Raw genomic sequence first — 23,848 nt, 5'->3', positions numbered from 1 at the left:
GTCTCCCGAACCCCCGCTCAGCGGGGGTTCTCCATGGTCATGAGCTTGAGGACGGACTCGGGGGTGGCTTCTTCGATGGGCAGCTCGCCGGTGATGCGTCCCTCCGAGAGGGCGTACACGCGGTCGGAGATGCCGAGGAGCTCGGGCAGCTCGGAGGAGATCACGATGATCCCCTTCCCGGATGCGGCGAGCTTGTTGATGATCGTGTAGATCTCGTACTTCGCGCCGACGTCGATGCCGCGGGTGGGCTCGTCGAGGATGAGCACATCGGGATCGGAGTAGATCCACTTCGACAGGACGACCTTCTGCTGGTTGCCGCCGGAGAGCTTCCCGGTCTTGACCAGCACGTTGGGCGCCTTGATGTTCAGGTCGCGGCGGTAGTCGTTGGCGACCTTGTACTCCTCGTTGTCGTTGACGAGGCCGGCCTTCTCGAGCTTGCGCAGCGACGCCATCGAGATGTTCCGCTTGATGTCCTCGATGAGGTTCAGGCCGTAGGTCTTGCGGTCCTCGGTGGCGTAGGCGAGGCCGTTCTCGATGGCCTCGGCCACCGTGCGCGTCTTGATCTCCTTGCCGCGCATGAAGACCTTGCCCGAGATGCGGCTGCCGTAGCTGTGCCCGAACAGGCTCATCGCGAATTCGGTGCGCCCGGCGCCCATGAGGCCCGCGATGCCGACGATCTCGCCGGCGCGGACGTTGATCGAGACGTGGTCGACGATGACGCGCGACGGGTCCTGCGGGTGGTGCGCGGTCCAGTCCTCGACGCGCAGCAGCTCCTCGCCGATGTGCGGCTCATGGTCGGGGTACCGGTGCTCGAGGTCGCGACCCACCATGTCCTTGATGATGCGGTCCTCGGTGACGTCGTCCTTCGCGATCGTCTCGATCGTCTTGCCGTCGCGGATGACGGTGACGGTGTCGGCGACGCGCTTGATCTCGTTCAGCTTGTGGCTGATGATGATCGACGTCACGCCCTCGGCCTTCAGCTGCAGGATGAGCTCGAGCAGGTGAGCGGAGTCCTCGTCGTTCAGCGCCGCGGTCGGCTCGTCGAGGATGAGGAGCTTGACGTCCTTCGACAGCGCCTTGGCGATTTCGACGAGCTGCTGCTTGCCGACGCCGATCTGGTTGATCTTGGTGGTGGGGTTGTCGCGCAGGCCCACGCGGTCCAGAAGCTTCTTCGCCTCGAAGTTCGTCTTGTTCCAGTCGATGAGGCCGGCGCTGGAGCGCTCGTTGTTGAGGAAGATGTTCTCCGCGATCGACAGGTACGGGCTCAGCGCCAGCTCCTGGTGGATGATCACGATGCCCTTGGCCTCGCTGTCGCGGAGGTTGCGGAACTGCACCTCTTCGCCGGCGTAGACGATCTGCCCGTCGTAGCTGCCGTGCGGGTAGACCCCCGACAGCACCTTCATGAGCGTCGACTTGCCGGCGCCGTTCTCGCCGCAGATGGCGTGGATCTCACCGCTGCGCACGGCGAGGTTGACGTTGGAGAGGGCTTTCACGCCCGGGAACGTCTTGGTGATGTCGCGCATCTCAAGGATGTTGTGTGACACGTTCTCCGCTTCCTCGTGGGATGGGTGGGGCGGGCCGCGACGGTGGACGGGAGCCGGAGCCCCCGTCCACCGCCGCGTGGAGAGTGCGACCTCAGAGGCCGAGCTCCTCCTTGGTCCAGTAGCCGGTGTCCACCAGCGTCTCCTGGACGTTGTCCTTCACGACCGGGACCGGCGCCAGCAGGTACGAAGGCACGACCTTCACACCGTTGTCGTAGTCGGTGGTGTTGTTGGTGTCGGGCTCGTCGCCGTTGAGCACGGCCACGGCCATGTCGGCGGCGACCTTCGCCAGCTCACGCGTGTCCTTGAAGATCGTCGCGTACTGCTCGCCCGAGAGGATCGCCTTGACCGAGTCGACCTCGGCGTCCTGACCGGAGATGATCGGCCACTCCGGGCCGACGGTGTAGCCGGCGTCGGTGAGGGCCGAGATGATGCCGCGCGAGATGCCGTCGTAGGGCGACAGCACCGCGTTGACCTTCGAGCCGTCCGAGTAGTTCGCCGTCAGGATGTCCTCCATGCGGCTCTGCGCGGTCTCGCCGTCCCAGCGCAGCGTCGCCGCCTGCTGGAAGTCGGTCTGGCCGGACTTGACCTTGAGCACGCCCTTGTCCATGTAGGGCTCGAGGACGTCCATCGCGCCGTTCCAGAAGAAGGTGGCGTTGTTGTCGTCGGGCGAACCGGCGAACAGCTCGATGTTGAACGGACCGGCCGGAGCACCGGAGATCTCGGTGCCGTCCAGCTCCGTGAGCCCCAGGCCGTTGAGGACCGTCCACGCCTGCTGCTGGCCGACGAGGAAGTTGTCGAACGACGCGTAGTAGTTGACGTTCTCCGAGTCGCGGATGAGGCGGTCGTACGCGATCACCGGGATGTCGGCGTCGGCGGCGTTCTGCAGCACCTCCGACAGCGTGGTGCCGTCGATCGAGGCGATGATCAGGGCCTTGGCGCCCTTGGTGATCATGTTCTCGATCTGGGACACCTGCGTGGGGATGTCGTCCTCGGCGTACTGGAGGTCGACGGTGAAGCCCTGGTCCTCCAGGGTCTTCTTGACGGCGTCGCCGTCCTGGATCCAGCGCTCGGAGCTCTTGGTGGGCATCGCGACGCCGATGAGGCCGCCGTCTCCCCCGCCGTCGCCGCCGCTGCCGGTTCCGCCGCCGCCGCTGCACGCGCTGAGCATGAGGGCACCCGCGGCGACAGCCGCGAACAGGACCTTCTTGGCTTTCACTGTGTTTCCTTTCGTGGGACGTCTTCGTCTTGGTGTGCGTTATTCAGTTGTGGGTCTGCTGGCCGTAGACGTTCTGGTACCGGTCGAAGAGCCGGTCGATCGCGTCCTGCGGGAGGGGGATGAGGTCGCCCGCCTGGCGCGCGTGGTGCACGGTGCGGGCGACGTCCTCGAGCATCACGGCGGCCTTCACCGCGTCCCGCGCGCTCGAGCCGATCGTGAAGGGGCCGTGGTTCTGCATCAGCACGGCGCGCGAGCGGTGGCCGCGGAGGGTCTCGACGATCCCGCGCCCGATCGAGTCGTCGCCGATGATCGCGAACGGGCCGACCGGGATCGGGCCGCCGAACTCGTCGGCCATCGCGGTGATGACGCACGGGATCTCCTCGCCGCGCGCGGCCCACGCGGTCGCGAACGTCGAGTGCGTGTGCACGACGCCGCCGACCTCGGGCATGTTGCGGTAGACGTACGCGTGCGCGGCGGTGTCGCTCGACGGCGAGCGGTCGCTGCCGGGGGTCCCCGGGATGACGACGCCGTCGAGGTCGCACAGGATCATGTTCTCCGGCGCGAGGTCGTCGTACGAGACGCCGGACGGCTTGATGACGAAGAGGTCGGCGCCGGGGACGCGCTGGGAGACGTTGCCCCCGGTCCACACGACGAGGCCGTAGCGGACGAGCTCGGCGTGCAGGGCGGCGACCTCGGAGCGCGTGCGGGCGACGGCGACCTCGGTCTTCACGCCCGCCACGTATGCGTCGGGACGCTCCGCCTCCGCGCTGGTGCTCATGCGATGGACTCCTTCGTCAGGTTCGCGGACCGGCCATGTGACCGTTCACATCGGGCAACTATAGCGGCGGCCGGGACGCCGCTGTCAACTCGCGTTGGTTGCGGCTTGGTAACGGCCCGTCAGCGGGCCGCGACGGGGCCGGTCGAGAGCCGCACGACCAGCTCCGGGGTGATCGACCCCGTCACCGGGGGCGCCGAGGCATCCGCCGGTCCGAGCAGCAGGTCGACGCAGCGGCGTCCGAGCTCGGAGAAGTCCTGGCGCACGGTCGTGAGCGGCGGCGAGAAGTGCGCGGCCTCGGGGATGTCGTCGAATCCGACGATCGAGATGTCGCCGGGCACGTCCAGGCCCTCCTCGCGGATGGCGTGGAGGAGACCGAGGGCCATCTGGTCGTTCGACGAGAAGATCGCGGTGAAATCGCGCACCCGCAGCAGCTCCCGGCCGGCGTAGTAGCCGAAGTCCGCCGTCCAGTCCCCGAGGATCGGCGCGGTGGTGGGGATGTCGCTCGCGGCCATCTCCTCGAGGAAGCCGCGCATGCGCGCCTCCGCCTCGACCCAGTCCTGCGGCCCGGCGAGGTGGTAGATCTGGCGGTGGCCCAGCTCGATGAGGTGCCGCGTGGCCAGCCGCGCACCGGCGATCTGGTCGACGGAGAGCGTGTGCCCCGGATCGAGTTCGGCGGACTGCAGGGTGACGTAGGGCACGTCCAGCTGCTGCGCGGCGATCGCCCGGATGACGCGCACCTGCGGCGCGATCACGACGAGGCCCTCGATCGCCTGGGCCATGAGGTGGGCGAGGCCCTGCGCGAGCGAGTCGGGGTCGCGCGCCTCGATGTTCGCCGTGCTCACCCAGTACCCGCGCGCCCGCGCCGCCGCCTCGATCGCGGCGATGCTCGAAGCAGGGCCGTACTGCGTGCTGGAGGCGGCGAGGATGCCGATGGTCTGCGACCGCGCGGTCACGAGCGTGCGCGCGGCGCGGTTGGGGCGGTACTGCAGCTGCGCCATGACCTCGAGCACGCGCGCACGGGTCTCCGGGCGGATGCTCGGGTGGTCGTTGAGCACGCGCGAGACGGTCTGGTGCGACACATCGGCCAGGCGCGCGACATCGCGGATGCTGGGGCGTCGCGCTCCCGCGTCCTCGCTCATGGCCTCTCCCCTGCCGGCCCGCTCGTCTCGCGGCGCGGCGACCGGCTCCGTGTGACTGTCACATGATCGGGGCGCGGCTCTCGGATTCTGTCACATCTCTGTCACATCCGGACGGTGCGCGCCTACACTGACCGCGTGGCCGATTTCGCACGCTTCCTGCCGCTCAGTCAGCGCAGCGGCGCGGACGAGTCCGGCCTCACGTCCGATCGCCGCGCGGCCGTCGCCGACTGCGTCGAGCGCGCCATCGCGCTCCTGCCCGCGCAGGGCGGGGCGACGCGGGCGCGCAGCTTCCTCGACGACGCGGGGCTCGACGACGTGCCGCTCACCGGCGACGACGCCGCCTCCGCCCTCGCCACGGCCGCCGCGACCGTGCGCGGCGGCGGGCGTCGCCGCACGCGCGCCCTCGCGCGCACCGTGCGAGCGCTCCTGACGCTGGCGCGCGAACGCGACGCCGACCCGGAGCTGGATCCCGCCGTAGCGGGGGTCGTCGCGTTCTGGGCTTCGGCGCACGCGCCGGCCGACCGGCGCGCTGCGATCGCCGGTCACACCGTGCGCGCGAGCGACGCGCTGTGGTCGTTCGGCTCCGGCCCGGCGATCGTCGCCCCCGCCGCCGACATCGCGGCCTTCCTGCTGGGCGTGAGCGACGAGCCGCCGCGGCCCGTGCCCGGCGCAGACCTCACGCAGCGGTAATCAACGCGCGGTAGAAGCCGATCCCCTCCCGCCACGCGGCGACCCGGATGCGCTCGTCCGGGGCGTGCAGCGCGTCGCGCTCCGACCGGGTCATCCGGAACGGCGTGAAGCGGTAGACATGCTCGGCCACGCCGGCGAACGCGCGGCTGTCGCTCGCGCCCAGCTGCACGTACGGCAGCGCCACGACGTCGTCGCCGAGCGTCTCGGCCACGGTGCGCGCGAGCCTCCGCCACGGCGCCCCTCGCCAGGGCGACACCGGCGACGGCTCGTCGCCCGATTCGAGCTCCACCTCGACGAGCGGATCGGCGACGGCCCGCCGCACGTGCGCGAGCACGCCGGCGAGACTGTCGCCCGGCAGGAGTCGCACGTTGACCCACGCGCGGGCCGACGTGGCGAGGACGTTGCGCGCGGGCGAGCCCTCGAGCCGGGTCACCACCGCGGTCGTGCGCACGAGCGCGTTCGTCTCGGGCCCGAGCGCCGCGAGCACGCGCGTCACGACCGGTGCGAGCGGGCCGGCCGCGGCGAAGACCGTTCGAAGCGGCGGCGGCACGTGCCGGGCGGCCGTGGCGAGCATCGCCCGCACGGGGGCGGCCAGCCGCACCGGGAAGGGGCGTCGGCGGAGCCGGTCGACTGCGCGCGCGAGCCGGGCGGTGGCCGGCATGCGCGGCGGCGTCGACGCGTGGCCGCCCGCCTCGCGGGCCGTGAGGACGACGGTCGCGATGCCGCGCTCGGCGACGCCGATCATCGCCGCCGGGGCGCGCAGCCCGGGGAGCACGCCGTCGACCACGGCACCGCCTTCGTCGAGCACGAGGCCCGGCGAGACGCCGCGGCGGCGGAGCTCCGCGACGGCGGCGCGGGCGCCGGATCCGTGCGTCTCCTCGTCGTGCCCGAACAGCAGCCACACGTCGCGGGAGGGGACGACGCCCGCCGCGAGGAGGCCTTCGACGGCCTCGAGGATCGCGGCGAGCGCGGCCTTGTCGTCGAGCGCACCGCGGGCATGGATCTCGTCGCCGTCGGGGCCGGCCACGATCGTCGCCGCGAACGGAGGATGCGCCCACTCGTCCGCGACGACCGGCACGACGTCCTGGTGGGCCATGAGCACGAGCGGCTCCTCGGCGACGCGGCCGGGCCACCGGAGCAGCAGCGTCGCCGGCTCCCCCGCACCCTCGCCCAGCGGCACGCGCTCGAGCGCCTCGTGCGTGCGCGGGTACAGGCGCGCGAGCGTGTCGCGGAACTCGGCGAACGCCGCCGCATCCGTCTGCGCCGCGTCGGCGTGCGACACCGTCGGAATTCGCAGCAGGGCGCGGAAGCGCTCGAGGTCGTCCACGCGACGAGCCTAGAGGCCGCGACCGGCCGGGGCGGTGCGCCCGCCCGGCGGTGCGGGCGCGGCCGGTACGCTCGTGAGGATGAGTGCGCTTCGCTGGGGGATCCTCGCCACGGGCGGCATCGCCCGCGCCTTCACCGCCGATCTCGCCGTCGCCGGCCTGACCGCGGCCGCCGTCGGCTCCCGCAGCCTCGAATCGGCGACCGCGTTCGCGCGGGAGTTCGGCATCCCGCGGGCGCACGGCTCGTACGACGAGCTCGTGACCGACCCCGAGGTCGACATCGTCTACATCGCCACGCCGCATCCCGCGCACGCCGAGAACGCGCTGGCGGCGCTCGACGCGGGCAAGCATGTGCTCGTCGAGAAGCCCTTCACCCTCACCGGCGCCGAGGCCGAGCGCGTGCGCGAGCGCGCCGCCGAGCGCGGACTGCTCGCCCTCGAGGCGATGTGGACGCGCTTCCTGCCGCACATGGTCCGCATCCGCGAGCTCCTCGCCGAGGGGGCACTCGGGGAGATCCGCGCCGTCACGGCCGATCACACCCAGCGCATCACGTCCGACCCGGGCCACCGGCTCAACGACCTCGCACTCGGCGGCGGCGCGCTGCTGGACCTCGGCGTGTACCCGGTGTCGTTCGCGATCGCGGTGCTCGGCCTGCCCGAGACGACCACGGCGCGGGCGCGTCTGGCCGACACGGGCGCCGACACCGAGATCGCCACCGTCTTCACCCACCCCGGCGGCGCGGTGTCGACCACCCTGTCGTCCTCGCGCGCGGCCGGTCCGAACACCGCCGCGATCATCGGCACCGACGCGCGGATCGAGATCGACCGCGTCTGGTACACCCCCACGTCGTTCCGCGTCATCGGCCCCGACGGCGCCGTGCGCGAGGACTTCGTGTCCGACGTCGCCGGGCGCGGCATGCAGTACCAGGCGCTGCACGCCGAGGCGCTCGTGCGCGCCGGCCGCACCTCGAGCGAGATCCTGCCGATCGACGAATCGGTCGCGATCATGCGTGTGCTCGACGACATCCGCGCGCAGATCGGCGTCCGCTACCCCCACGAACACTGACACGAGAGACTGACCGCATGCCCGACTCCCAGAGCGCCCGCGTCGCCGTCTACCTCGACTTCGACAACATCGTGATGTCGTGGTACGACCGCGTCCACGGGCGCAACGCCTACGCGCGCGACCGCGCCCGCATCGCCGAGAACGCCGCCGAGACCGAGATCGCCGAACGCCTGGCCGCCGCCACGATCGACGTCGGCGCGATCATCGACTACGCCGCCTCCTTCGGCACGCTCGTCCTCACGCGCGCGTATGCGGACTGGTCGGCCCCGGTGAACGCCGAGTACCGCTCCCAGCTGGTGGCACGGGCAGTAGACCTCGTGCAGCTGTTCCCCGCGGCCGCCTACGCCAAGAACGGCGCGGACATCCGTCTGGCCGTCGACGCCGTCGAGGACATGTTCCGCCTGCCCGATCTGACGCACGTCGTGATCGTGGCCGGCGACAGCGACTACGTCCCGCTCGCCCAGCGGTGCAAGCGCCTCGGCCGCTACGTCGTGGGCGTCGGCGTGGCCGGCTCGACGGCCAAGTCGCTCGCCGCGGCGTGCGATCAGTTCGACAACTACGACGCGCTCCCCGGCATCGCGCTGCCCGTCACGGCCAAGAAGGAGAACGCGCCGACGCGCCCGCGTTCGCGCAAGCGCACCTCCGACCCCGCCGCCGAGCTGCTCGAGCGGGCACTGCGGCTGGGCACCGACCGCGACGAGGACGAGTGGCAGCACGCGTCGGCCGTGAAGGGACTCATCAAGCGCCTCGATCCCGCGTTCAGCGAGAAGGCGTACGGCGCGCGCAGCTTCTCGGACTTCCTCAAGGCGCACCCCGAGGTCGCCGAGATCGACGAGTCCGAGCACATCGTGCGCGTACGGCTCGTGCCCGCCAAGGCCTGAGCACAGGGGCTGCATCGGCAGCCTTTACCGAAACGTGATATTCGGCGCGTGCGGATGGCCTCCATGCGGGGGCATGATTCATGGGCCGAGGTCGCAGACGACCTCGGCCCATGAGGGTGATCCTCACACCAACGAAGGGTGAGAAATGAAGCGAAGCTCATTGGCCGCCGTGGTAGCGCTCTCAGGCGCCGCTGCGGTGCTTCTCGCAGGGTGCGCCGGTTCCAGCGGCGGCTCCGCGTCGGGCGGCGGCGACGGAGGGGACGCCGCCGGCAAGCGCGCGTGCGTCATCCTCCCGGATGCGGCGTCCTCGCCGCGCTGGGAGAACTTCGACCGCAAGTACCTCCAGGAGGGTCTGGAGGGCGCCGGGTTCGAGGTCGACATCCAGAACGCGCAGGGCGACACGAACAAGTACTCCACGATCGCCGACCAGCAGCTGACGAAGGGCTGCGGCGTGATGATGCTCGTCGACTACCAGGGCGCGGCGGAGGCCGTGGCCGCGAAGGCGAAGGGCGAGGGCATCCCCGTCGTCGCGTACGACCGCCCGTTCGAGGGCGCCGACTACTACGTGTCGTTCGACAACGTCGAGGTCGGCCGTCTCGAGGGCCAGACCGTGCTCGACGGCCTGAAGGCGGCGGGCAAGGACCCGGCCACCGCGGTCGTGGTGTACATGGGCGGTGACCCGACCGACGGCAACGCCGCGATGTTCAAGGAGGGCGCCGTCGAGGTCATGGAGGCCGCGGGCATCAAGCCGGCCGCCGAGCCTCCCGGGGTCTGGGACCAGGCCAAGTCGCAGACGAACTTCGAGCAGGCCCTCACGTCGCTCGGCGGCAAGGTCGACGGCGTGTGGGTGGCCAACGACACCAACGCCGCGGGCGTCATCAAGGTGCTGCAGAACAACAACCTGACCGGCGTTGCCGTGTCGGGTCAGGACGCGAACGTCGCGGGTCTGCAGAACATCCTGCTCGGCTGGCAGACGGCCACCGTCTACAAGCCGGTCAAGGAGGAGGCGGATGCGGCGGTCGACGTGGCGACGAAGCTCCTCAGCGGCGAGACGCCCTCGGCCGACCAGAAGCTCGACGACGGCACGCCGTACATCGCGGTGACGCCCAAGCTCGTCGGGCCGGACCAGGTCAAGGACGTGGTCGCCGCCGGCGACGCCTCCGCGTCGGACATCTGCACGGCCGATGTCGCAGCCAAGTGCCAGGAGTACGGCGTCAAGTGACCCTGCCCGACGGGGGCGCCGCGTCCGTGTGACGCGGCGCCCTCGTCCTGTCCGTCAGCAAGGAGGCGGGAATGCCAGATCCGATCATCGAACTGCGGGGCGTGAAGAAGTCCTTCGGCCCCGTCAACGTCCTCAAGGGCGTCGACCTCACCGTGCGTCCGGGCACGGTGACCGCGCTCGTCGGCGACAACGGCGCCGGCAAGTCGACCCTCATCAAGGGCCTCGCGGGCGTGCAGCCCTACGACGACGGCGAGGTCCTCGTCGACGGCGAGCCGCACGCGCTCACGACGCCGCGCGAGGCCGCCGCCCTCGGCATCGAGGTGGTGTACCAGGACCTCGCGCTCGCCGACAACCTGGACATCGTCCAGAACATGTTCCTCGGCCGCGAGGAGCTCTCCGGCGGCACCCTCGACGAGGGCCGCATGGAGCGCGAAGCCTCCGACACGCTCCGCTCGCTCTCGGTGCGCACCGTCAAGTCGGTGCGCCAGCGCGTCTCGTCGCTGTCGGGCGGCCAGCGGCAGACCGTCGCGATCGCCCGCGCGGTGCTGAAGAAGGCGCGCGTCGTGATCCTCGACGAGCCGACCGCGGCGCTCGGCGTCGCCCAGACCGAGCAGGTGCTGAACCTCGTGACGCGCCTGGCCGAGCAGGGCGTCGCGGTGATCCTCATCAGCCACAACCTCGCGGACGTCTTCGCCGTGGCCGATGACATCGCGGTGCTCTACCTCGGCCAGATGGTCGCGCAGCTGAAGGCCGCCGAGACGACGCGCGACGACGTCGTCGGCTACATCACGGGCACGCGCACGCAGACCGGGGCGCCGCTGCTCACGACCGACACGATCATCACTTCGGAGGACCAGGCATGAGCGACGCGGCGCGCACCCAGGCGTCTCCCGACCCGGTGTCGGGCGACCTCATCGGCAGCGGCGTGGAGGGCGGTCTGCGCGACCAGGTCGCCGCGTGGTGGCAGCGCGTGCGAGGCGGCGACATGGGCGCCCTGCCCGCGATCGGCGGCCTCGTGGTGCTGAGCCTCCTGTTCGCCTCGCTGAGCCCGTTCTTCCTCACCGAGCGCAACTTCGCGAATCTGCTCAACCAGGCGGCGACGCTCGTGATGCTCGGGATGGCGCTCGTCTTCGTCCTGCTCCTCGGCGAGATCGACCTGTCGGCGGGTGTGACCGGCGGCGTCGCGATGGCGCTGTTCGTCGTGCTCAACGCGCAGTTCGGCGTGAGTTGGCCCTGGGCGCTGCTCATCGGCTTCGCCGTCGGCATAGGCACCGGGGCCCTCATCGGATTCTTCGTGGCGCGCGTCGGGATCCCCTCGTTCGTCGTGACCCTCGGCCTCTTCCTCGGATATCAGGGCCTCGCGCTGCTCATCATCGGCGACGGCGGGCTCTACCGCCTCGAGGTGCCCGAGCTCCTCGCCCTGCAGAACGGCAACCTGCCGGTGTGGGGCGGCTGGGTCATGCTCGTGGTCATGCTCGTCGTCTCGGCCGGCACCTCGATGTGGGACCGCGCGCGGCGCCGCCGGGCGGGGGTTCCCAACCGGGCGATCTCCCTCGTGTGGATCAAGCTCGCGGTGATCGCCGTCATCGGCGGCGTGCTCGTCTACATCCTCAACCTCGACCGCGGCCAGTCCGTCAACGCGGTGCAGGGCGTGCCGATCATCGTGCCCGTCGTGCTGGCGATCCTGTGGATCGGCACGTTCGTGCTCGACCGCACCCGCTTCGGCCGCTACATCTACGCGATCGGCGGCAACGCCGAGGCCGCCCGCCGGTCGGGTGTGAAGGTGCGCTGGGTGAAGTGGTGGGCGTTCGTCATCTGCTCGACGCTCGCGGTGGTGTCGGGCCTGCTCTCGGTCTCCCGTGTCGGCTCCGTCGATGCGACGGTCGGCCGGGACATCGTGCTCAGCGGCGTCGCAGCGGCGGTGGTCGGCGGCGTGAGCCTGTTCGGCGGCCGCGGGCGGCTGCTGCACGCGGCGATCGGCGCGCTCGTGATCGCGGTGATCACGAACGGGCTCGGACTGCTCAACCTGCCCGCGGGCATCAACCTGCTCGTCACCGGCGGCGTCCTGATCCTCGCCGCCACCGTCGACGCGCTGTCGCGGCTCCGGTCGGGCGGGTCGTTCACGCGCACCTGACCGCGGCCTCCGACACGAGCCCGGGGGCGGGCCGACCGGTCCGCCCCCGGGCTCGTGTCGTGCGCGGCCGCTCAGTCGGATGCGACGTGCGACAGCACGTCCGGCCACACCGCCGTGAGCGTCAGCGCGCCGCCGAGGGACGACCGGGCATCGCGCCGCTGCATCCGGCCGTCGAGGAATCGCGCGGCGTACCACGCACCCCAGCCGTCGGGCGCATCGCCGTCGCCCGGGCCGCCCTCGCCCGGCGCGCCGTCATCCGGCCCGCCGTCGAAGACGACCGTCCGCGCTCGGACGGCGCCGATGCGCTGCTCGAGGACGTCGCGCGCGAGCGGGGTCTCGGGGGCGGGCGGCGAGACCAGGGCGAGACGGTCGACGCGATCGCCGAGGCCTGCCGCGAGCGACACCGCGAACGCCACGGCGGCGCGCTCGGCCACGAGCCCGACGACGGCGCCGGGGGTCTCGCGGTCGAGGATCCGCTCCACCTGCGTCGCGGTCGCCCCCGCGGGGGTCTCGCCGCCGTACGCGGGAGGATCGTCGAGGTCGTTCCCGTCGAGGTCGACGAGCAGCAGCCGCACCGGCCACCGGGCCGTGATCGCCGGCGCGGGATCGGTGGTGGCGAGCGCGCCGGTGCGCAGCACGAGCACCGCCCTCGCCGCGCCCGGCGCGCCGACCACGCGGTACTCGATCTCGCCGTCGGGGCCCTGCGCGCGCGTCATGGGCGTCATCCTGACACGGCGACGTCGGCGCGGCCGGGCAGCATCGCACGGAGCGTCCCGATCGTGTCGGCGTCGGCGGCGCGCTTGTCGGGGCGATAGCGCTTCACCCGCGCGAACCGCAGCGCGAGCCCGGCGGGATATCGCGGCGAGCGCTGCACGCCGTCGATCGCGACCTCGACGGCCGTGACCGGCGACAGGGTCAGGACGTAGCCGTCATCGTCCGTCGCGAGCGCCGGGAACGTCTCGCTCTGCCACCGCAGGATCTCGTCGGTCATGCCCTTGAAGGTCTTCCCCACCATGACGAAGCCGCCGGCCGGCCCGTACTGCCCGGCGGGATCGAGCGCGCCCAGGTGGATGTTCGACAGCCAGCCCGCGCGGCGGCCCGAGCCGCGCTCGACCGCGAGCACGACGAGGTCGAACGTGTGCACGGGCTTGACCTTGCGCCACGTGTCGCCGCGGCGGCCGGCGGCGTAGGGCGCATCGAGCGCCTTCACCATGACGCCCTCGTGACCGGCGGCGAGCGCCGCGCGCGCGAACTCCTCCCCCTCCGCTGCATCCGTCGTCACGCGCGCGGGCACGCGGAAGGCGCCGGCCACCCGCTCGAGCTCGGCCTGCCGCACCGACAGGGGCTCGTCGAGCAGATCGCGACCGTCGACGTGCAGCACGTCGAAGAACCACGGCCGCAGCACGATGTCACCGGACTCCGCGCCGAAGCGCGCCATCGTGTCCTGGAACGCGCGGGGCCCGCCGTCCTCGTCGAGGGCGAGGGTCTCGCCGTCGAGGATGAGCCGGCCGGCCGGGAGCGTGCGCACGGCCGCGACGATCTCCGGCACGCGCGCCGTGACGTCGGCGAGGCTGCGCGTGAACACCCGCACGTCGTCGCCGCCCCGGTGCACCTGGATGCGGGCGCCGTCGAGCTTGTACTCGACGGAGGCGGCGCGGCCGTCCGTGAGCGCCGCGGTCACGGATTCGGCGGTGGCGGCGAGCATCGGCAGCACCGGACGGCCTACGCGCAGGCCGACCGAGGCGAGGGCGCCGGGGTCGGTGAGCGCGATCCGCGCCGTCTCACCCAGGTCGCCGACGAGCATCGCGGCGCGGCGCACCCGATCGAGCGGCTGTCCGCTGGAACGCGCAAGGGCGTCCACGAGCACGCCTTCGAGGGCGCCCGTGCGCAGCTCGCCGCGCACGATGCGCGTCACCAGATCCCACTCGGGTGCCGTGGCGCGGGCGGCAAGGTCGTCGAGGAGTGCCGTGCGGCGGGCTGCGGATCCGGAGCCCGAGGTCGCGGCGAGCGCGGAGAACGCGGTGTCGACGTCTGCGACGTCGAGGGCGGACGCAGCGGCATGCGTGGGGCGCAGAGCCTGCAGCGAGCGCCAGCCGACGCCGAGCCGGCCCTGCCGCGGCTGCGCGGTGAGGAGGCCGACGACGGTCTCGATCTGCGCGGGCGGCGTCCGCCCGAGCAGGTCAGCGAGGGCATCGACCTTCGCGCGTCGCGAGCGCGTCGCCGAGACCTCCGCGACCGCGTCGACGATCTCGGCGAGCAGCATGAACGCATCATGTCACTCCCCCGCGACACCGCCGGGGGCTTGCATGTCCGCGCGTGGGAGTACTCTCCTGGCGGGAGGCCGACGATGCACACCACCGACTATGTGAGCACCTTCATCGAGGTCGCCGAGGACTGCCCGGCCGCGACGGCCCAGGTCCCGCCCGCGACCGATTCGCCGACGATCGCGCGCCTGCACTGGGAGCTGATCAGCGCCCGGCCGTACGCGCTCACGAGCGACGACGTCGTGTTCGAGACGCACGCGCGCCGTGCCGGCATCGCTCCCCAGGAGCGGGAGCGGGCGCGCGCCGAGTTCTTCTCCAAAGGGCAGCCGTGCCTGCGTTCGTCGCCGCTCGGCAAGCGGTACGGGTGGGGTGTGCACGCGGATGCCGACGGCCGCGTGGCCCTCGTACCCGTGGAGTCGGCGGACTACGCGCGGCTGCGCGACGATCCGGCGCTCGCCCACACGCGGGCGATGCGCTCCCGGCGCGCGTGACGCGGCAGCGCCCGCGGCGCACGTGAGGCCTTCAGCGGCCTCCCGGGCCGCCTGTGCTCCACAGCGCCCACGCGACGAGCAGCGGCTGCAGCAGCACGCGGATCAGGCGCGCCCGGTCGGTGCGCAGCAGCGGCGCACTGCGGCGCGTCCGCCACTGATGCACGTTGCCCGGCCAGACCGCGAGGAGGAACAGCGCGCCGGCCGCCCCGACGCGGCGTCGCTCCGCCGGGAGGCCCACGAGGCCGGCGGCCAGCGCGAGCTCGGCCGCTCCCGAGGCGACGACGATCCCGTCGACGTCGAGGCCGGTCGCACGCGGCGCCCACGCCGGGACCACGATGCGGTAGCCGCGCCGTCCCCACGTGAGGTGCGAGATGCCGGCCGCGGCGAACACGGCCGCGAGCAGCCACGCCGCGACGGCCCGAGCGCGCGTACGGCGGCTCATGCGAACGTCTCGCGGGCCGCGCGCTCGACGAAGTCGCGGTACGCCGCGGCGTCGTCGGTCGGCGTGATGGCGCGCAGCACGACCTCGTCCGCCGACCGCCGATACGCGTCGAGCCCGGATCGCAGCGCCTCGACGCCGTCGAACGCCGTCTGGATCGCGGTCGTGCCGGACCGCGCGAAATGGGCGGCGTAGTTCGGATACGACGCGTACCGGGCGGCCTCGACGGCGAGCCGGGGACGTGCCGCATCGTCGAGCGCCGTGCGCACGTACACCGCCAGCCGGGCGCCCTCCGCAACCTCGCGGAGCTCGGATCGCTGCTCCGCGGCGCGCGCCGGGGTCACCCAGTTCAGCAGCACGCCGTCGGCCCGCTCGGCGCCGAGCCGCCGCATCCGGGGCCCGAGGGCGCCGACGTACACGCGGCGGACGCCGCCCCCGCGCAGCCGGGCCACGGCGTCCGCGACCCGCCCCAGGGCGCCCTCGCGCGCGGCGCCGGACCCGATCCCGATGATCGACCGCTCGGGCGGCAGCGCTGCGGCCCGGCGGGCGAGCGTGTCGGGGTCGACGCGGTCCACCGGCACGACGCCGGTCGCGAGCACGAGCCGCTCGGTCGCGGCAGCGGCGGCGGCGAGGGCCGCCACTGCGTCGCCGTCGGGCGTGTCGTTGACCCACAGGGCCGAGAAGCCGAGGCGTTCGACGTCTGCGGCGATGTCTGCGATCGCGTCGGGTCCGAGCGCGCCGGCGACGCCGATCGACATCGCGCCGGTCACGCGCCGACCCCCTGCGCGCCGACGCGGCGGGCGACCTCGGCAGCCGCGGTGAAGAACGGGGCGAGGACGGCGTCGGGAGTCGGCAGCAGCACGAGGTCGTCGACCCCCGCCGCATAGAAGGCTTCCGCCTGCTCCGCGACCGCGTCCCGCGATCCCGCCAGCGCGCGCTCCGACGCGTCCTCGCGGGACGCGGCGTCGCCGAGCGCTGCCGCGGCGCGCGCTGCCGCGTCGTCCCCGAAGGCGGTCACGACGTATGCGACGACGTCGGCGGAGCCCTCGCGCCCCGCCTCAGCCCGGCCGTCGCGGACGAGGGCGATCATCGCGGCGAGCTCGTCGGGGGTGTGCCGGCTGTCGAGCACGACGCCGTCGGCCACGGCGCCGGCCAGCCGCAGCGTGCGCGGCCCTTCCGCCGCGGCGTACACGCGCGGCGCGGAGGCCGGGGGCCAGTCCAGCGCGACGTCGCGCAGCCGGACGTAGCGGCCCTCCGTCGACACGCGCTCGCCGGCCAGCAGGGCGCGCAGGGCCGGAAGGTGCTCGGTCATGAGGGTCAGCGGAGACGCCGGGCGCGCGCCCACCTGCGCCATCCACGACTGCACGCCGTGGCCGAGGCCCGGCAGTAGCCGCCCCGGGAACATGCGCTCGAGGGTCGCGATCTCCATCGCCGTGGCGGCGATGTTGCGCAGCGGCAGCGGCGAGATGCCGACGCCGATGCGCAGCCGTTCGGTCCACGCGAGCGCGGCGCCGGCGACGGCGTAGGCCGACTGGCGGAAGCAGTCCTCCCACATCCACAGCTCGGCCAGGCCCGCCGCCTCGGCGGCGACGACCGCGTCACGCAGGTCCTCGGGCGGATGCGGATACGGACTGAAGATCGTTCCGAGGCGGCGCATCCCCCCACTCTGCCCCACGCGCACGGGCCGCGGAACCTCGCGTTGCGCCCCGGAGACGGCGACGGGCCCGGCCTCACGCGGAGACCCGGGCCCGTCGGGCGGATGCGGCGTCAGGCCGCCGCGGCGAACGCCTCCGCCGCACGGACGGTGATCGCGCCGTCGACGGCGTCGACCGTGACCGCGCCGCCGTCGACCAGCTCGCCCGTGACGAACAGGTCGGCGATGCGGTCGTCGACGCGGCGCTGGATGACGCGTCGCAGGGGCCGTGCACCGTACTCGGGCTCGTAGCCCTCGGCCACGAGCGCGTCGACCGCGGCATCCGTGACCTGCAGGCGCACCTCGCGCTTGGTCAGCCGCGCCTCGGTGGCGCCCAGCATGAGCCGGACGATCTCGCGCAGCTGCGGCTGGTCGAGCTTGCGGAACAGCACGATCTCGTCGATGCGGTTGAGGAACTCCGGCCGCATCGCCTCGCGCAGCTTGCCCATCACGCGGTCGCGCAGATCCTTCTCGGAGCCGAAGCCCGTGGGGCCGCCGGCATCCGCGATGAACCCCATGGCGCCCGACCGCGACGCGAGGAACTCGCTGCCCAGGTTCGAGGTCATGACGATCACGGTGTTGCGGAAGTCGACCGTGCGGCCCTGACCGTCGGTCAGGCGCCCGTCGTCCAGCACCTGCAGCAGCAGGTTGAACACGTCGGGGTGCGCCTTCTCGATCTCGTCGAACAGCACGATGGAGTACGGGTTGCGCCGCACGCGCTCGGTCAGCTGCCCGGCCTCGTCGTAGCCGACGTATCCGGGAGGGGCGCCGACCAGGCGCGACACCGTGTGCCGCTCGCCGAACTCGCTCATGTCGAAGCGCACCACCGCGCCCTCGTCGTCGAAGAGGGAGGCGGCCAGCGCCTTCGCGAGCTCGGTCTTGCCGACGCCGGTCGGACCGAGGAACAGGAACGACCCGACCGGACGCCGCGCATCGCCCATGCCGGTGCGGTTGCGGCGCACGGCCTTCGCGACGGCGACCACCGCGTCGTCCTGTCCGACGACGCGCTCGTGGAGCTCGTCCTCGAGGGCGGCGAGGCGCTCGCGCTCGGTCTCGGTGAGCCGGTTCACGGGGATGCCGGTGGCCCGGCTGATCACCGCGGCGATCTCCGGCTCGTCGACGACGGCCGTGGTCGGGCGGGCACCCGCAGCGGTGGCTGCGGCGAGCTTGTCCTGCACCGCTGAGATCTCGTCGCGGATGCGCGAGGCCTCCTCGTAGTGCTCGGCCGAGACGGCGGCGTTCTTGTCCGCCTCGAGCGTCGCGAGGTGCTCGACGAGCGCCGACACGTCGACCTGCACGCCCAGGCGCAGGCGCAGGCGGGCGCCCGCCTGGTCGATGAGGTCGATCGCCTTGTCGGGCAGCACGCGCTCGGTGAGGTACCGGTCCGACAGCTCGACGGCGGCACGCAGCGCGTCGTCGGTGTAGGTCACGCCGTGGTGCTCCTCATACGCGGCGCGCAGACCCCGCAGGATCTCGACGGCGTCCTCGAGCGAGGGCTCGCCCACCCGCACCGGCTGGAAGCGGCGCTCGAGCGCCGGGTCCTTCTCGATCGTGCGGTACTCCTTGAGCGTCGTCGCGCCCACGAGGTGCAGCTCACCGCGGGCCAGGCGCGGCTTGAGGATGTTGCCGGCGTCCATGCCGCCGTCACCCGCGCCACCCGCACCGACGACCGTGTGCACCTCGTCGATGAAGACGATGAGCTCGCCCTTGTGCTGCGCGATCTCGTCCATCGTCTGGGTGAGGCGCTCCTCGAAGTCGCCGCGGTAGCGCGTTCCGGCGAGCATCGCGGGCAGGTCGAGCGCGATGACGCGCTTGCCGAGCAGCTGCTCGGGCACGTCCCCGGCGACGATCGCGGACGCGAGGCCTTCGACGATCGCGGTCTTGCCCACCCCGGCCTCGCCCACGAGGACGGGGTTGTTCTTCGTGCGGCGGCTGAGGATCTCGATGGTCTGCTCGATCTCGTCGGCCCGGCCGATGACCGGGTCGAGCTCGCCGGCCGTGGCGCGCGCGGTGAGGTCGGTGCCGAACCTGTCGAGGTTCGGCGTGGTCGAGCCCTGCTCGCCGGCGTCGGCCGTGGGGGCCTCCGCGCCGGCGGGCACCGTCTCGCGCATGCCCTGCGTGAGCGCCTCGGCGGTCACGCCCGACTGCGCAAGGATCTGCCCGGCGGGGGCGTCCTGCGCGAGCACGAGCGCGAAGAAGAGGTGCTCGGGGTCGACGTACGTGGAGCCCGACGAACGGGCGACCTGGTACGCGTGGAACAGCGCGCGCGACACCGACGGCGTCACGACGGCGCCGTCGACGTCGGCGGGCGCGGATGCGGCGGGCAGCCGGTCCTCGGCGGCGCGGATGATCCGCTCGGGGTCGGCGCCGACGCGCGTGACGGCGTCGCGGGCCGGAGCCTCGGCGACGAGCACGCGCAGCACGTGCAGCGCGTCGAGTTCGCGTTGACCGCGCTCGAGCGCGAAGCGGCCCGCGTGCTGCAGGAGGGCCTGGGTGCGCGCGCTCAGGAAGCGCGAGAGGTCGATCGACCGCTCGGCGCGGGCGCGCTCACCGGCGAGGTACCGCGCAAGGAACTCGTCGAACGAGTTCGCGCTGTCGCCGGTGTCGGGGGTGAAGCCTTCGGGCATTCCCGTCTCCTGTGATACGTGAGTCCTGCACTATCAAGTTTCACGACTTGAGTGCATCGATATCAACTTCAACGCAGGAGTTGTCGGGCTATTCCCGGCGAGGGCCGCGCAGTGCCGGATCGACCTCGTTCCAGAACTCGACGCTCTGCGCGAGCCAGAACACCGCGAAGAGTCCGAGCGCGGCGGCCTCCCCGGTGAGGACGGCACCCGGCAGCGCCGCGATGCCGGTCACGGCGGCCAGCAGGAAGGCCAGCGCGGCCACTATTCCGGCCGCGACCGCGATGTAGACGACCCGCAGCCCCGTCCGCCGCCGGCGCGAGGCGGCGGACGGCCGGAGTGCCGCGAGCACGGCGACGGCCGCGATGAGCAGGAAGAACGCGACCGTCGCGGTGTAGTGGCCCGAACGGGCGAAGGACGCCGCATCCAGCCGCCACCACCCGACGAGGGCGATGAGCAGGCCCGCGCCGATCGCGGCGGTGACGATCACACCCCGCGTGAGCGTGCGTTGGATCGCCGCGACGACGACGATCGCGGCGAGCACGACCGGCGCGAGGATCGCGAGGGTCAGCATGCCCGCGTCGAGGTCGGCCAGCGCCGCCGCCGGCAGGCACCTCCCGTCCGGGCAGGCCGCAGCCGCGGACGCAGGCACCGGCACGAGCGCGATCACGGGGGCCAGCACCGCCGCGAGATCCAGCAGCGCCTGCTCGAGGCTGTGGCCGGAGAGCGCCAGGAGCGCGAGTGCGACCGCGCACAGACCGCCCACGAACACGCTCCGGCCCGGCGTGTAGTACGTCGCGCTGATGGAGGCGAGCGCGACCCCCGACGCGAGCTGGATCGCCACGGCGATGCCGATCGCCACGACGACGACGAGCAGGCCGATCCTCACGTACCGGTACGTGCGCTGCGTCGATGTCGAGCGAAGCCGCATGCGGCGCCTCTCTTCCTCGTGTCGGTGCCTCGTCCTACCCTGACAGCACCGAGGAGAGGATGTCGCCATGGACTGGAAGATCGAGCTCATCTTCGTGCCGGTCTCCGACGTCGACCGCGCGAAGGAGTTTTACGCGCGCATCGGCTTCACGATCGACCACGATCAGACCCCCTACGACGGGCTGCGGTTCGTGCAGGCGACGCCGCCGGGCTCGGCCTGCTCGATCGCGTTCGGCACGAACCTCGGCCATCGACTGCAGCCAGGTCAGCTCGACGCCATCCAGGTCGTCGTCCCCGACGCCGATCGCGCGCTCGCCGACCTGCGTGCGGCGGGCGTGGACGCCCAGGGCGTGGACGAGCAGGCGTGGGGGCGCTTCGTGACCTTCGACGACCCCGACGGCAACTCCTGGACGCTGCAGCAGCTGCCCGCGCGGTCCTGACACCCGCGGGGCGGGGCGCGTCGCCCTGCCACACTGGAGGCGTGCGCGACGTCGGCGAGGGTGTCAGGGATCTCCTGCGCGGCTTCGGATTCTGGAGCCGCCGCCCCGGCGTGATGGCGCTCGGGCTGGTCCCGGCGCTCGTCGTGGCGGCCGTCTTCGCCGCCGCGCTCGTGGCCCTCGTGATCGCGGTCCCCACGATCGCGACGGCCGTCACCCCCTTCGCGGAGGGGTGGCCGCCCTTCTGGTCGACGCTGCTGCGGGTGGGGGTGGCGATCGCGACCGTCGGGGGCGCGCTCATCCTCGCCGCCGTGACCTTCACCGCCGTCACGCTGATCGTCGGCGAGCCGTTCTACGATCGCGTCTGGCGCGCCGTCGAGCAGGACGCCGGCGGCGATGTGCCCGAACAGGGGCCGGGCTTCTGGCGGTCGGCCGGCGACGGAGTCGTCCTCGTGGTGCGCGGCGTCGGCGTCGCGGTCATCGCGTGGCTCGTCGGGCTCGTCCCGATCGTGGGAGGCATCGCCGGCACGGTCGTGGGTGTGATCCTCACGGGCCGGCTGCTCGCCGACGAGCTCTCCTCTCGCGCGCTGTCCGCGCGCGGCTACGACCGCGCCGCGCGGCGGCGACTCCTCCGCGCGAACAGATCGCGCGTGCTCGGTTTCGGGGTCGCCACGCAGCTGTGCTTCCTCATCCCCCTCGGCGCGGTCGCCGTGATGCCCGCGGCGGTGGCCGGATCGACGCTCCTCGCGCGCCGCCTGCTCGAGCTCAGCCCTGCTTCTTCACCGGCGGCGGCGCCTGCACCGCGCGGATGAGCGACGCGGAGTCGTAGGGGCCGATGTGCCGGTAGCCGTTGAGGAAGAACGTCGGGGTGGAGCCGAGGTCCATGAGCTCGGCGTCGAGCCGGTCGTCCTGGATGTGGCGCAGCACCTTGGGTGACGCGAAGTCCTCGGCGAAACGATCCGGGTCCAGGCCCAGCATCTCCGCGTAGCGGAACAGGTCGTCGCGCTCGAGGTGGTCCTGATGCGCGAAGAGCTTGCGGCTCATCTCGAAGAACTATCCCTGACGTCCCGCCGCCTCGGCGGCCTGCGCAGCCTCCTGTGCGTGCGGGTGCACGTGGTCCAGCGGCAGGTGGCGCCAGACCCATCGCAGGTCGTCGCCGAAGCGCTCGCGCACGGCGTCGACCGAGCCCGTCGCGCGACTGCAGAAGGGGCACTCGAAGTCGCCGTACTCGACGATCTCGTACGGCGCGTCCATCGAGCCTTTGACGTGGTCACGATCGGGGTCGACGCGCCGGGCGAGCTTGAGGCCGACGGCCATGGGCGGGCTCACGAGGTCGCCGATCGTGAGGATCGCCCAGCCGAGCGCGAACGCCAGGACGGATGCGGCGAGCACGGCGACGCGCGCGATGTCCTGCACCTCGGGGTCGGTGATCGCGATCGGCACGAGGAAGAGCGCGATCGTGAAGCCGATGCCCGACAGCGCCGCACCGCCGGCGACCCGGTGCAGGCTGAGGCCGGGGGCCAGCTGCCCCTTGCCGATCAGCCGCACGAACCAGGTCGCGCCGGTGATGCCGACGAACTTGCCCACGATGAGGCCCGCGAGGATGCCCCACGCGACGGGTGACGTCCACGCGGCGGCGAGGGTCTCCCCGGTGATGTGCACGCCGGCGTTGGCGAGGGCGAACACCGGCAGGACGCCGTACGAGATCCACGGCCGCCACGCGTCCTGCACGCGCTCGTTGATCGAGATCGATTCGCGCAGGCTCCGCGCCACCGCCGCGGCGTAGCGCGGGTTGGGCGACTCGCGGAAGGCGCGGGCCTGCTCGGCGGCCCGCTCGACATCGCCGCGGCGGGGCGGGAAGACGGGGATGAGCAGCGCGACGGCGACACCCGCGAGGGTCGGATGCACCCCCGCGAGGAAGACCGCCACCCACAGCGCCGCCCCGAGCACCGTGTACGCGAGACCGCGCAGCGCAGCGGGCAGGAAGCGGACGACGCCGAGGAGGACGAGCAGTGCGACCGCGCACGCGAACGGAGCGAGGTTCAGTCCGCTGTTGTAGAACAGCCCGATCACCAGCAGCGCACCGATGTCGTCGACGACGGCGAGCGTGAGCAGGAACGTGCGCAGGCGCGCGGAGAAGCGCGGACCGATAAGGGCGAGGGCGCCGAGGAGGAACGCGGTGTCGGTGGAGATGACTACGCCCCACGCGTGCGCCTGGCCGCTCTGCAGGTTGAACAGGACGAAGATGCCGGCGGGGATCGCCAGCCCCGCCACGGCGGCGGCGATCGGCACCATCGCGCGCGAGCGGTCGGTCAGCTCGCCGACCGTGAGCTGCTGCTTCACCTCGAGACCGACGAGGAAGAAGAACAGTGTCATGAGGCCCTCGTTGACGAGGGCGTGCAGCGGGAAGGTCCACGACGCCTCCCCCACCGCGACGGAGATCGGCAGCTCCCACACCTCGTGATAGGTGTCGCCGGGGAGGTTCGCCCACACCATCGCGATCGCGACGCCCGCCAGCAGGAGGGCGGCGGAGAGGCGGTCTCCGCGCAGCTTCTTCTTCGGCCGTCCGGCGGGGCGCGCGGCCCCCGGCCGCTGCAGCTGGATCGTGGTCACCCCACCATCCTGGCGTGCCCGCGCGGGCGCTGTCGCGTCCGCGTCGTCATCCGCGGCGTCCCGTCCCGGAGGACGGCACGGGGCACTGTACCCTGGACGCTGGAGGTTCCATGTATCTCATCGCGCTCATCCTGTTCGTCGGCGGCATCTTCCTGATCGGCATCTCGTTCTCGATCGCCCCGATCCAGGCGCTGGTGTTCATCCTGGGTATCCTCTGCGTCGCCGCCGCGCTGGCCATCCCGGTCCACCTCGGCAACCGCGCCTAGCGACCCGCCCGTCTCCGCACGAGAAACCACGCGTGCGTCGAGAAACCACGCCTGGAGTGCCGTTTCGGCGCAGGCGTGGTTTCTCATCTGTTCGGGC

Annotated in this window: 22 protein-coding genes and 1 pseudogene; 10 read left to right on the top strand and 13 right to left on the bottom strand. The window is 72.4% G+C overall.

Features of this window, described 5'->3' with window-relative positions; genetic code table 11:
* Positions 1 to 17: 17 nt before the first annotated feature.
* The 4 genes from mmsA to EI169_RS06100 form a co-directional block, all read right to left on the bottom strand.
* Positions 18 to 1,544: a multiple monosaccharide ABC transporter ATP-binding protein gene (mmsA, locus tag EI169_RS06115; RefSeq protein ID WP_125131542.1), complete on the bottom strand. Its 1,527-nt coding sequence runs from the start codon at positions 1,542 to 1,544 to the stop codon at positions 18 to 20.
* Between the two features lie 91 nt (positions 1,545 to 1,635).
* Positions 1,636 to 2,760 (bottom strand): multiple monosaccharide ABC transporter substrate-binding protein, encoded by a 1,125-nt coding sequence (chvE, locus tag EI169_RS06110; RefSeq protein ID WP_125131541.1) that lies wholly within the window; start codon positions 2,758 to 2,760, stop codon positions 1,636 to 1,638.
* Positions 2,761 to 2,803: 43 nt separating this feature from the next.
* The gene (locus EI169_RS06105; RefSeq protein ID WP_125131540.1) at positions 2,804 to 3,538 is read right to left on the bottom strand and encodes an L-ribulose-5-phosphate 4-epimerase; all 735 of its coding nucleotides are present in this window, start codon (positions 3,536 to 3,538) and stop codon (positions 2,804 to 2,806) included.
* A gap of 119 nt (positions 3,539 to 3,657) precedes the next feature.
* On the bottom strand, positions 3,658 to 4,677 hold the full coding sequence (locus EI169_RS06100) for a LacI family DNA-binding transcriptional regulator (RefSeq protein WP_125131539.1): 1,020 nt from the start codon (positions 4,675 to 4,677) through the stop codon (positions 3,658 to 3,660).
* 135 nt (positions 4,678 to 4,812) lie between these two features.
* Between EI169_RS06100 and EI169_RS06095 the strand changes: the two genes are divergently transcribed.
* Positions 4,813 to 5,367: a hypothetical protein gene (locus EI169_RS06095; RefSeq protein WP_125131538.1), complete on the top strand. Its 555-nt coding sequence runs from the start codon at positions 4,813 to 4,815 to the stop codon at positions 5,365 to 5,367.
* Here the strand turns inward: EI169_RS06095 and EI169_RS06090 are convergent.
* Positions 5,354 to 6,694, bottom strand: coding sequence for a M20/M25/M40 family metallo-hydrolase (locus EI169_RS06090; RefSeq protein WP_125131537.1), 1,341 nt, complete (start codon positions 6,692 to 6,694; stop codon positions 5,354 to 5,356). The genes EI169_RS06095 and EI169_RS06090 overlap by 14 nt on opposite strands.
* A gap of 79 nt (positions 6,695 to 6,773) precedes the next feature.
* On the opposite strand from EI169_RS06090, the gene EI169_RS06085 reads away from it, so the two are divergent.
* The 5 genes from EI169_RS06085 to EI169_RS06065 all read left to right on the top strand — a co-directional run bounded on the left by EI169_RS06085 (position 6,774) and on the right by EI169_RS06065 (position 11,994).
* Positions 6,774 to 7,757, top strand: a complete 984-nt coding sequence (locus EI169_RS06085) for a Gfo/Idh/MocA family oxidoreductase (RefSeq protein WP_125131536.1) — start codon at positions 6,774 to 6,776, stop codon at positions 7,755 to 7,757.
* 17 nt (positions 7,758 to 7,774) lie between these two features.
* Positions 7,775 to 8,638 carry an NYN domain-containing protein gene (locus tag EI169_RS06080; protein WP_125131535.1) on the top strand — a complete coding sequence of 288 codons (864 nt, stop codon included), beginning with the start codon at positions 7,775 to 7,777 and terminating at the stop codon, positions 8,636 to 8,638.
* A gap of 145 nt (positions 8,639 to 8,783) precedes the next feature.
* Positions 8,784 to 9,860 (top strand): substrate-binding domain-containing protein, encoded by a 1,077-nt coding sequence (locus EI169_RS06075; RefSeq protein WP_125131534.1) that lies wholly within the window; start codon positions 8,784 to 8,786, stop codon positions 9,858 to 9,860.
* 71 nt (positions 9,861 to 9,931) lie between these two features.
* Positions 9,932 to 10,723, top strand: a complete 792-nt coding sequence (locus EI169_RS06070) for an ATP-binding cassette domain-containing protein (RefSeq protein WP_125131533.1) — start codon at positions 9,932 to 9,934, stop codon at positions 10,721 to 10,723.
* Positions 10,720 to 11,994 (top strand): ABC transporter permease, encoded by a 1,275-nt coding sequence (locus tag EI169_RS06065; RefSeq protein ID WP_125131532.1) that lies wholly within the window; start codon positions 10,720 to 10,722, stop codon positions 11,992 to 11,994. Before EI169_RS06070 ends, EI169_RS06065 begins: the two co-directional genes overlap by 4 nt.
* A gap of 71 nt (positions 11,995 to 12,065) precedes the next feature.
* Here EI169_RS06065 and EI169_RS06060 read toward each other — a convergent pair whose 3' ends face one another.
* Positions 12,066 to 12,710 (bottom strand): hypothetical protein, encoded by a 645-nt coding sequence (locus EI169_RS06060; RefSeq protein ID WP_125131531.1) that lies wholly within the window; start codon positions 12,708 to 12,710, stop codon positions 12,066 to 12,068.
* A gap of 5 nt (positions 12,711 to 12,715) precedes the next feature.
* Complete coding sequence (locus tag EI169_RS06055; protein WP_125131530.1) at positions 12,716 to 14,257, bottom strand: ATP-dependent DNA ligase; 1,542 nt, start codon at positions 14,255 to 14,257, stop codon at positions 12,716 to 12,718.
* An 84-nt stretch (positions 14,258 to 14,341) separates the two neighbouring features.
* Here EI169_RS06055 and EI169_RS06050 point away from each other — a divergent pair, with 84 nt between their 5' ends.
* Positions 14,342 to 14,749 (top strand): DUF6157 family protein, encoded by a 408-nt coding sequence (locus EI169_RS06050; protein ID WP_125131529.1) that lies wholly within the window; start codon positions 14,342 to 14,344, stop codon positions 14,747 to 14,749.
* Between the two features lie 31 nt (positions 14,750 to 14,780).
* Here EI169_RS06050 and EI169_RS06045 read toward each other — a convergent pair whose 3' ends face one another.
* The 5 genes from EI169_RS06045 to EI169_RS06025 form a co-directional block, all read right to left on the bottom strand.
* Positions 14,781 to 15,191: a hypothetical protein gene (locus EI169_RS06045; protein WP_125131528.1), complete on the bottom strand. Its 411-nt coding sequence runs from the start codon at positions 15,189 to 15,191 to the stop codon at positions 14,781 to 14,783.
* Positions 15,188 to 15,958, bottom strand: coding sequence for an LLM class flavin-dependent oxidoreductase (locus EI169_RS06040; protein ID WP_164515451.1), 771 nt, complete (start codon positions 15,956 to 15,958; stop codon positions 15,188 to 15,190). The genes EI169_RS06045 and EI169_RS06040 overlap by 4 nt, the downstream gene beginning before the upstream one ends.
* Positions 15,955 to 16,845, bottom strand: coding sequence for an LLM class flavin-dependent oxidoreductase (locus tag EI169_RS06035; protein ID WP_125131527.1), 891 nt, complete (start codon positions 16,843 to 16,845; stop codon positions 15,955 to 15,957). The genes EI169_RS06040 and EI169_RS06035 overlap by 4 nt, the downstream gene beginning before the upstream one ends.
* 110 nt (positions 16,846 to 16,955) lie before the next feature.
* Positions 16,956 to 19,508: an ATP-dependent Clp protease ATP-binding subunit gene (locus EI169_RS06030; protein ID WP_125131526.1), complete on the bottom strand. Its 2,553-nt coding sequence runs from the start codon at positions 19,506 to 19,508 to the stop codon at positions 16,956 to 16,958.
* Positions 19,509 to 19,596: 88 nt separating this feature from the next.
* The gene (locus EI169_RS06025; RefSeq protein WP_125131525.1) at positions 19,597 to 20,436 is read right to left on the bottom strand and encodes a hypothetical protein; all 840 of its coding nucleotides are present in this window, start codon (positions 20,434 to 20,436) and stop codon (positions 19,597 to 19,599) included.
* 67 nt (positions 20,437 to 20,503) lie between these two features.
* On the opposite strand from EI169_RS06025, the gene EI169_RS06020 reads away from it, so the two are divergent.
* Together EI169_RS06020 and EI169_RS06015 are read left to right on the top strand one after the other, a co-directional pair.
* The gene (locus EI169_RS06020; RefSeq protein WP_125131524.1) at positions 20,504 to 20,875 is read left to right on the top strand and encodes a VOC family protein; all 372 of its coding nucleotides are present in this window, start codon (positions 20,504 to 20,506) and stop codon (positions 20,873 to 20,875) included.
* A 41-nt stretch (positions 20,876 to 20,916) separates the two neighbouring features.
* Positions 20,917 to 21,684: an EI24 domain-containing protein gene (locus tag EI169_RS06015; protein WP_240640677.1), complete on the top strand. Its 768-nt coding sequence runs from the start codon at positions 20,917 to 20,919 to the stop codon at positions 21,682 to 21,684.
* Here EI169_RS06015 and nhaA read toward each other — a convergent pair.
* Positions 21,638 to 23,485, bottom strand: a pseudogene (gene nhaA, locus EI169_RS06010) (Na+/H+ antiporter NhaA). The gene EI169_RS06015 and the pseudogene nhaA sit on opposite strands and share 47 nt — an antisense overlap.
* Positions 23,486 to 23,595: 110 nt before the next feature.
* On the opposite strand from nhaA, the gene EI169_RS16545 reads away from it, so the two are divergent.
* Positions 23,596 to 23,751, top strand: coding sequence for a hypothetical protein (locus tag EI169_RS16545; protein WP_164515450.1), 156 nt, complete (start codon positions 23,596 to 23,598; stop codon positions 23,749 to 23,751).
* The last annotated feature ends 97 nt before the right edge of the window (positions 23,752 to 23,848 follow it).

Source organism: Microbacterium sp. 10M-3C3 (assembly GCF_003931875.1).
Taxonomy (GTDB): Bacteria; Actinomycetota; Actinomycetes; order Actinomycetales; family Microbacteriaceae; genus Microbacterium.
Note: the sequence above shows the minus strand (reverse complement) of the source record. Positions and strands in the feature narration are given on the sequence as shown.

What these genes read in the sequence shown, in the direction of transcription:
- EI169_RS06100 (WP_125131539.1), bottom strand. Translation starts at nt 4,677, where the DNA reads ATGAGCGAGGACGCGGGAGCGCGACGCCCCAGCATCCGCGATGTCGCG.
- EI169_RS06070 (WP_125131533.1), top strand. Translation starts at nt 9,932, where the DNA reads ATGCCAGATCCGATCATCGAACTGCGGGGCGTGAAGAAGTCCTTCGGC.
- EI169_RS06085 (WP_125131536.1), top strand. Translation starts at nt 6,774, where the DNA reads ATGAGTGCGCTTCGCTGGGGGATCCTCGCCACGGGCGGCATCGCCCGC.
- EI169_RS06020 (WP_125131524.1), top strand. Translation starts at nt 20,504, where the DNA reads ATGGACTGGAAGATCGAGCTCATCTTCGTGCCGGTCTCCGACGTCGAC.
- EI169_RS06025 (WP_125131525.1), bottom strand. Translation starts at nt 20,436, where the DNA reads ATGCGGCTTCGCTCGACATCGACGCAGCGCACGTACCGGTACGTGAGG.
- EI169_RS06050 (WP_125131529.1), top strand. Translation starts at nt 14,342, where the DNA reads ATGCACACCACCGACTATGTGAGCACCTTCATCGAGGTCGCCGAGGAC.
- EI169_RS06105 (WP_125131540.1), bottom strand. Translation starts at nt 3,538, where the DNA reads ATGAGCACCAGCGCGGAGGCGGAGCGTCCCGACGCATACGTGGCGGGC.
- EI169_RS16545 (WP_164515450.1), top strand. Translation starts at nt 23,596, where the DNA reads ATGTATCTCATCGCGCTCATCCTGTTCGTCGGCGGCATCTTCCTGATC.
- EI169_RS06075 (WP_125131534.1), top strand. Translation starts at nt 8,784, where the DNA reads ATGAAGCGAAGCTCATTGGCCGCCGTGGTAGCGCTCTCAGGCGCCGCT.
- EI169_RS06055 (WP_125131530.1), bottom strand. Translation starts at nt 14,257, where the DNA reads ATGCTGCTCGCCGAGATCGTCGACGCGGTCGCGGAGGTCTCGGCGACG.
- EI169_RS06030 (WP_125131526.1), bottom strand. Translation starts at nt 19,508, where the DNA reads ATGCCCGAAGGCTTCACCCCCGACACCGGCGACAGCGCGAACTCGTTC.
- EI169_RS06065 (WP_125131532.1), top strand. Translation starts at nt 10,720, where the DNA reads ATGAGCGACGCGGCGCGCACCCAGGCGTCTCCCGACCCGGTGTCGGGC.
- EI169_RS06060 (WP_125131531.1), bottom strand. Translation starts at nt 12,710, where the DNA reads ATGACGCGCGCGCAGGGCCCCGACGGCGAGATCGAGTACCGCGTGGTC.
- EI169_RS06045 (WP_125131528.1), bottom strand. Translation starts at nt 15,191, where the DNA reads ATGAGCCGCCGTACGCGCGCTCGGGCCGTCGCGGCGTGGCTGCTCGCG.
- EI169_RS06035 (WP_125131527.1), bottom strand. Translation starts at nt 16,845, where the DNA reads ATGCGCCGCCTCGGAACGATCTTCAGTCCGTATCCGCATCCGCCCGAG.
- EI169_RS06080 (WP_125131535.1), top strand. Translation starts at nt 7,775, where the DNA reads ATGCCCGACTCCCAGAGCGCCCGCGTCGCCGTCTACCTCGACTTCGAC.